7 protein-coding genes are annotated in these 6,811 nt (G+C 52.0%); 5 read left to right on the top strand and 2 right to left on the bottom strand.

Annotated features, from left to right (window positions below; translation table 11 throughout):
* Positions 1-98: 98 nt before the first annotated feature.
* Positions 99-272 carry a hypothetical protein gene (locus HMPREF3192_RS06885; protein ID WP_197414526.1) on the bottom strand — a complete coding sequence of 58 codons (174 nt, stop codon included), beginning with the start codon at positions 270-272 and terminating at the stop codon, positions 99-101.
* Positions 273-423: 151 nt separating this feature from the next.
* Positions 424-603 (bottom strand): metallophosphoesterase family protein, encoded by a 180-nt coding sequence (locus tag HMPREF3192_RS06880; RefSeq protein WP_066304654.1) that lies wholly within the window; start codon positions 601-603, stop codon positions 424-426.
* Between the two features lie 467 nt (positions 604-1,070).
* Between HMPREF3192_RS06880 and dnaK the strand changes: the two genes are divergently transcribed.
* The 5 genes from dnaK to HMPREF3192_RS01185 all read left to right on the top strand — a co-directional run bounded on the left by dnaK (position 1,071) and on the right by HMPREF3192_RS01185 (position 6,806).
* Positions 1,071-2,966 (top strand): molecular chaperone DnaK, encoded by a 1,896-nt coding sequence (gene dnaK, locus HMPREF3192_RS01205; protein WP_066304653.1) that lies wholly within the window; start codon positions 1,071-1,073, stop codon positions 2,964-2,966.
* An 11-nt stretch (positions 2,967-2,977) separates the two neighbouring features.
* Positions 2,978-4,015 (top strand): nucleotide exchange factor GrpE, encoded by a 1,038-nt coding sequence (gene grpE / locus HMPREF3192_RS01200; RefSeq protein ID WP_066304651.1) that lies wholly within the window; start codon positions 2,978-2,980, stop codon positions 4,013-4,015.
* 135 nt (positions 4,016-4,150) lie between these two features.
* Positions 4,151-5,101 carry a DnaJ C-terminal domain-containing protein gene (locus HMPREF3192_RS01195; protein ID WP_066304649.1) on the top strand — a complete coding sequence of 317 codons (951 nt, stop codon included), beginning with the start codon at positions 4,151-4,153 and terminating at the stop codon, positions 5,099-5,101.
* A 1-nt stretch (position 5,102) separates the two neighbouring features.
* Positions 5,103-5,528, top strand: a complete 426-nt coding sequence (locus tag HMPREF3192_RS01190) for a heat shock protein transcriptional repressor HspR (RefSeq protein ID WP_066304647.1) — start codon at positions 5,103-5,105, stop codon at positions 5,526-5,528.
* Positions 5,529-5,789: 261 nt separating this feature from the next.
* The gene (locus tag HMPREF3192_RS01185) at positions 5,790-6,806 is read left to right on the top strand and encodes an SPFH domain-containing protein (protein WP_066304646.1); all 1,017 of its coding nucleotides are present in this window, start codon (positions 5,790-5,792) and stop codon (positions 6,804-6,806) included.
* Positions 6,807-6,811 lie beyond the last annotated feature (5 nt).

The following is a 6,811-nucleotide window of genomic DNA, read 5'->3' as shown; positions in this document are numbered from 1 at the left end:
ATCAAGGAAAGTAAACTCAGCCTTTCCATCGTGACGCACGGTTAGATAGTCAACCATGCTCAGTCAGACGTTTTCATCGAACGCTGTTAACTACAGTATTAAACCTGTTCACGAGACTCGTATATTTTTTTCTCATACTCATCCTGGTCCTGCAATTTTCGTGTGTTTTCATTGATGCAGTTGTTGACCTTGTCAGCTACGATGTTGAGTTCTTCTTCGAGTTTCAGTTGTTCATTTTCAAGACTTGAAGTATCAAAAACAGTTTTTACCATCTCTTTATGCGTTGCGATGATTTCTCGTTTATCTGAAAATACATTTTTTAGCCAATTAACCTCAAGGTTTCATCGTATTAGATAAATCAATGACTTCTCGCAGAACCTGGATTAAACACCGTAATGCAAGGATGCTCGGGAAGTATTTGGTTCACTTTTTATGCGTGTGACCGTATAAAAAAACATCGCCAGGGTTTAGTGGCGCCCAGCGATCAACACTATTATGCAGGCCTGGCCCCCACAGATGACCATGCGTCATGAATAGCGTTTTGTTGAACTCGGGATCAATGAGCGTGGCTGTCTCGGCCACGCACGAAAAGTCCAGCACCATTTGATCAACCTCAGCATCGCAGTTTCCGCGGCACGCCCACTCATCGCGCTTACTATGACTGAATGAGACATGATTCCTCCCTTATATTTTCGCTCTACACACCCTCTCCTGATGTGCTATAAGCGACTCCTCACTTCTAAAGGAAGCATCCAAGAGGCTAAAACAAGCAAAAATGAAGACTTTTTGGTGATACGGAAAAAATATTTTTAGAAGTTTCCGCAGGTAGGTTTAGTATTTTGCGCAGCTCATAAAAAGTAAGGCGTGAACAATCAAAAAATATACTATTAAGTCACTTAGATTTTGTATAGTGATACATAGTATGGGTATGAATAGATTGTAAAGCTTTTGCTAGGATGGTTTTGCAGTGCTTGCGACGCTGCGCGCATCGTCGCACAAATCGCGCATAGGCGCTGTACGACTCGGCGCAAGCCGCAAGACATAACCTGGCATGTGGGAGGGATATATCTATGGGTAATAAAATTCTTGGAATTGACCTTGGTACTACAAATTCGGCCATGGCAGTGTTGGAGGGCGGCGAGCCTACTATTATTGTGAACGCAGAGGGCGACCGCACCACTCCATCGGTGGTAAGTTTTCGTTCGGATGACCGCGTAGTTGGTAAGGCAGCAAAGAACAGTGCTGTTGCAAACCCCAGGAACACGGTCTTCTCGATAAAGCGTTTTATGGGTCGTCGTTTTGATGAGGTTTCCTCTGAGCTCAAGACGGTGCCCTATTCCGTTAAGTCTGGCCAGGGCAGTCGTTCGGTTGTCGAGATTAACGGTGAGGACTTTACGCCCGAGCAGATCTCGGCCATGATTCTATCCAAGATGAAGGCCGATGCCGAGAAGTACCTTGGCGAGAAGGTCACCGATGCTGTTATTACCGTGCCAGCATACTTCAATGACGCTCAGCGTCAGGCAACCAAAGACGCAGGTAAAATTGCTGGTCTTAACGTGCAGCGTATCGTCAACGAGCCGACGGCAGCTGCGTTGGCCTATGGCCTCGACAAAAAAGAAAAAGAACAAAAGGTTCTAGTATTCGACCTTGGTGGTGGTACCTTTGACGTCTCGCTGCTCGATTTGGCAGACGGCGTTGTGGAAGTTTTGGCAACCAATGGTGACAACCACCTGGGTGGCGATGACTGGGATCAACGCATAATCGACTGGATGGCCGATAAGTTCAAGAGCGAGCACAACATCGATCTTCGTAACGATCCTATGACGCTGCAGCGACTCAAGGAAGCAGCAGAAAACGCAAAGAAGGAGCTTTCGGCTTCGTCTCAAACGACCATTAACCTGCCCTTCATCGCTATGGACGCCAACGGTCCTAAAAACCTGATGTACGACCTGTCTCGTGCGGAATTTGAGCGCATTACCCGCGATCTTCTCGACCGTTGCAAGGAGCCTGTCACAAAGGCCCTACATGATGCAAATATTTCGCTTTCGGACGTTGACGAGGTCATTCTTGTTGGTGGTTCGAGCCGCATGCCTGCTGTTCAGACACTCGTGAAGCAAATGACGGGCAAGCAGCCCAACATGTCGGTGAACCCCGACGAGGTTGTTGCCGACGGCGCTGCTGTTCAGGGTGGTGTTTTAACGGGCGATGTCGAGGGCATTTTGCTTCTGGACGTCACGCCTTTGTCGCTTGGTGTCGAAACCCTCGGCGGCATGATGACCACCATGATTGACCGTAACACCACGATTCCTACCTCCAAGACGGAAGTTTATTCGACCGCTACCGACAACCAAACGTCGGTCGAGATTAACGTGTTGCAGGGCGAGCGTCAGATGGCACGCGACAACAAGAGCTTGGGCCGCTTCCAGCTTACGGGCATTCCTGCCGCTCGTCGTGGTCAGCCTCAGATTGAGGTCACCTTTGACATCGACGCAAACGGCATTGTGAAGGTTACCGCAAAGGATAAGGCAACGGGCAAATCGCAGCAGATCACGATTTCGGGCTCTACGGCGCTTTCGGATGAAGAGGTCGACCGCATGGTGAAGGACGCTGAGTCCCACGCTGAGGAAGACAAGCGTCAGAAGGAAGAGATCGAGGTTCGCAACCTGACGGACTCGCTCGCGTACAGCACCGAGCAAACGCTCAATGAGCTGGGCGATAAGGTCAACGAAGACTTGAAGACCGAGGTACAGGCTGCTGTTGACGAGGCGAAGAAGGCGCTTGAAGGCACCGACATTGATGCTATTAAGGCTGCCTCTGACAAACTGCAGGGTGTTGCCCACAAACTGGCAGAAGTTGTGTACTCTAACGCAAACGAGCAAAGTTCTGCCGACGCTTCTCAAAAACCTGCCGATGACGTTGTTGACGCAGATTACGAAGTTGTTGATGACGACAAGAAGAAGGAGTAAGGAGCTTACCTATGTCAAAAGACAAAAAGAAGCCCCTTGGCAACTCGGCAGGTAATGTGGCTCGCGGATCGGTGCATGGCGTGCCTGGTGCGCCTGGCACACCTGGCCCCACAAAAGCTGGCGCTGCAGCAGCTGGCGCAACACACGGCTTTGAGCCGAGTGCTGTGTCGGACGAGTTTTTTAATAGCATGATCGACAACCTTGATGACATAATCAATACGTCTGATGCAAAGGGTGCGTCAAGCAGACCTGATGGAGCACAAAAGGTAGCCACGAGTCAAAAGGCGAATGCAAGCCAAAAGGTAGCCACGAGTCAAAAGGCGACCACCACGCCCGATGCTTCGCCTGAGATGGATGAACAGGCAATGGTCGATGAGGCCATCAGACGGGGCGAACAGGCCGCAGAACAAGACATGAAAAAGCACGCCGATGAGCTGCAAGCCGCCTACGATGAGCTTGCCGCAAAGCTCGAAACGCTCACAAACGAGCGCAACGATGCGCAGCAGCGTGTCGCACGTCTGCAGGCGGATTGGGACAATTATCGTAAGAGAATTGCGGGCGAGCGCCTTGCAGAGCGTGTTCTTGCGACCGAGAAGCTCGTGTGTAATCTGCTTCCCGTCATCGATGATTTGGAGCGCGCTTTGGCGCACGCGCAAACGCATGCACAGGGCAACGAAGACTTGCAGCAGTTCGCCGACGGAGTCTCGGCTGTACGCACCAAGTTTTTAGACGTGCTCTCCAAAGAAGATGTCGAGCTTATCGATCCTGCGGGCGAGGAGTTTGACCCCTTAAGCCACCAGGCGGTTGGTCGCGTGGATGATGTAAGCGTATACGCCGACACGGTTCGCGACGTGTACCAGCTGGGTTATCGCATGGGAACAAAGGTCATCAGGCCTGCCATGGTTACCGTGACCTACAATGGACCTTCTCGTCCAGCCACCCCAAAAGATGGTACTGCCGAGAAACCCGACGAGTCAGACGCAGACGCGCAAAAGACGGCGTCCAATGAGTGTGACGCCACGTCAGACGGCACGAAATCCGCTGAGTAAACAAAAAGTAAGGCGCCCGGGCACTGCTCGGGCGCAGCTATAAGCACGCAATGGACGCTATAGGCGAGCATATAGATAGACGACAAGATAGACAAAAATTAGAAGCACACAACGAGGGGAGGCGCTGCTTTTCACATGACAAGTAATACAAGCTACTATGACGTGCTTGGCGTGAAGAAAGACGCCACCCAGGACGATATTAAAAAGGCGTTTCGCAAGCTTGCACGTACCTATCACCCAGATGCAGGCGGCGACGAAAAAAAGTTTAAAGAGATTAGTGAGGCGTACGAGGTCTTATCGGATCCCAAAAAACGCAAAGAGTATGACCAATTCTTGCTGTTGGGCTCCATGGGTGGCAATGCTTCTCGCTATGGCGACTATACGTCGGGTGGTTTTAACTGGGCTGATGTCATCAATCAGGCTGGCGGCTTTGGCAACATGGGTAACATGGGCAATGTCGGAGGCATGGGCGATTTTGGCAACGTCGATTTTGCGAGCTTCATGAATGGGGTTTCTCATAAGCGTCCACAAAAGGGAAGCGACCTGACGCTTTCGTTAGTGATTAGTTTTGATGAAGCCTTTACGGGAACCTCTCGACAAGTCAGCTTTAGAATTCCTTCTACCTCCGAAAAACAGAGCCTTAAAGTGGATGTTCCTGCGGGCGCTGTCGACGGAGGCAAGCTCAGGTACCGTGGAAGAGGCGAGTACGGTCTGCGCGGAGGCACTCGAGGCGACCTCATTATTACCACGAAGGTTAAGCCCGACCCCGTGTTTTCTCGCGACGGCGCTGACGTGCTCATGGAGCTTCCCATTAGCATCTACGATGCGGCGCTTGGTTGCGTGGTGGATGTGCCCACACCCGAGCATAAGACTGTTTCGATTAAGATTCCCGCCGGTACGCAGGATGGCAAGAAGTTCCGCCTTAAAAATCTGGGTGCGCCAAACGTGAAGCGTAAGGGTTCTCGCGGGGCGCTGTATGTGACGGTTTGTGTTAAGATCCCCACTCGCTTGCGCGATGATGAGCGTAAGGCGTTGGAGACATTGCGAACGCAAGACACTCGTAACTATCGGAAGGACGTGAAGTAAGATGGCTTTGGGCGATGAAGGTTTCGCGGCTGGAGAAGATAGACCGCTCTACATGATTAGTGTTGCGGCCCAGCTTACGGGCATGCATCCTCAAACCTTGCGTATTTACGAGCAAAAAGGGCTAGTCAATCCAGGACGCTCCCGCGGCAACACAAGGCTGTATTCGGCGCGCGATATCGAGCGCCTCAACCTTATTAATAAGTTGACCGATGAGGGCATTAACCTCGCGGGTGTCATTCGTATTCTGGACATGAAAGAGCGCTTCCAAAAACAAGAGGAAGAGAATGACGACCTGCGCGGGCGCGTGCGCGAGCTCGAAGAAGAGGTGCACGAATTCCGTATGCGTGAGCGTATTACCTCGCTTGCACACTATGAGGGCACCAATCCCGAGACGGTCATGCGCCGCTTGTTGGGCGACGGGCAATAAGCGCTTGCCGTTTGGTTGGGATCGCGCTGGGATCACGCCATGCGCAAGCATGCAGCTCGCCAAGCATAACAAGAATTTTTTAAAAATCGCTCGACAAAAGAAACCAATGTGATATCATTTCGATATAAGTAATACGGGCAGGTGAGAAGTGCGCTCGTCAGACGTGCGCACGCTGTGGATATATACCGCAAGCTACGCAAGCCGTGAGCACATCAGACGCGCCCACCACCGTACGCCCAGGTTCGAGAGAAAGAGAACATCATGTCTGAGCAAAAAACCGCCACGACCGAAAAAGCACTACATGCCAAAAGCGGGTGGCTTATGCTGGGCATTGACCTTGTCATGTTTGCTGCCGCTGCCGCATTGATCGTCTCGATCATCCTCAAAGCCATTGATTCCGAGAATGGCGGTATAAGCTACGCTGGACCCTCGTTTTTTGAAGTCGGCGCCATTGTGGTGCTCGTCGCAGTCGCTGCCATTATCGCCAATGGCTTCTTTAGTTTGCAGCCAGGCCAGGCGCGCGTCTGCGTTTTGTTTGGTAGCTATATGGGAACCGTGCGCGACACGGGCTTCCGCTGGGCCAATCCGTTTTATGCAAAATCACTCGGCGAGGTAGAGCTCTCCGAGAGCATCTCGCTGGAAGACATTGCCGAGAAGGTCAAGTCGAAGAGCCACAGCTCCATCATTTCAACCCGTGCCCGCACCCTCAACGGGGATCGCATCAAGGTTAACGACCGTATGGGTAACCCCATCGAGATTGCAACCGTCGTGGTATGGCATGTTGCCGACACCGCAAAAGCGCTCTTTGATGTCGACAACTACGAGTCCTACGTCAGCATGCAGACCGAAACCGCCCTGCGTCACGTGGCTAGCGTCTATGCGTATGACCACATGGAGGACGATGACACCACCGCAACCTCCATCACCCTGCGCACAAACATTGAGGAAGTATCCGAGACTCTGCAACAGGAGCTCGAGAAGCGCCTCGCACCAGCTGGTGTTTCGGTCAGTGACGCGCGCTTGACACACCTTGCCTATGCTTCCGAAATTGCGCAAGCAATGCTTCGTCGTCAGCAAGCCGAAGCCGTTATCGCCGCGCGTAAAAAGATCGTCGAAGGTGCGGTCTCGATGGTCGACATGGCCCTTAAGCAGCTGTCTCGCGATGGTATTGTCGAGATGGACGAGGAGCGCAAGGCTGTTATGGCGTCCAATTTGATGGTCGTATTGTGTGGCGAATCGGAAGCGCAACCAGTCGTTAATACGGGCTCGCTGTACTAATCGCG

This window comes from Atopobium deltae, assembly GCF_001552785.1.
Taxonomy (GTDB): domain Bacteria; phylum Actinomycetota; class Coriobacteriia; order Coriobacteriales; family Atopobiaceae; genus Atopobium; species Atopobium deltae.
Note: the sequence above shows the minus strand (reverse complement) of the source record. Positions and strands in the feature narration are given on the sequence as shown.

What these genes read in the sequence shown, in the direction of transcription:
- dnaK (WP_066304653.1), top strand. Translation starts at nt 1,071, where the DNA reads ATGGGTAATAAAATTCTTGGAATTGACCTTGGTACTACAAATTCGGCC.
- grpE (WP_066304651.1), top strand. Translation starts at nt 2,978, where the DNA reads ATGTCAAAAGACAAAAAGAAGCCCCTTGGCAACTCGGCAGGTAATGTG.
- HMPREF3192_RS01195 (WP_066304649.1), top strand. Translation starts at nt 4,151, where the DNA reads ATGACAAGTAATACAAGCTACTATGACGTGCTTGGCGTGAAGAAAGAC.
- HMPREF3192_RS06880 (WP_066304654.1), bottom strand. Translation starts at nt 603, where the DNA reads ATGGTGCTGGACTTTTCGTGCGTGGCCGAGACAGCCACGCTCATTGAT.
- HMPREF3192_RS01185 (WP_066304646.1), top strand. Translation starts at nt 5,790, where the DNA reads ATGTCTGAGCAAAAAACCGCCACGACCGAAAAAGCACTACATGCCAAA.
- HMPREF3192_RS01190 (WP_066304647.1), top strand. Translation starts at nt 5,103, where the DNA reads ATGGCTTTGGGCGATGAAGGTTTCGCGGCTGGAGAAGATAGACCGCTC.
- HMPREF3192_RS06885 (WP_197414526.1), bottom strand. Translation starts at nt 272, where the DNA reads ATGGTAAAAACTGTTTTTGATACTTCAAGTCTTGAAAATGAACAACTG.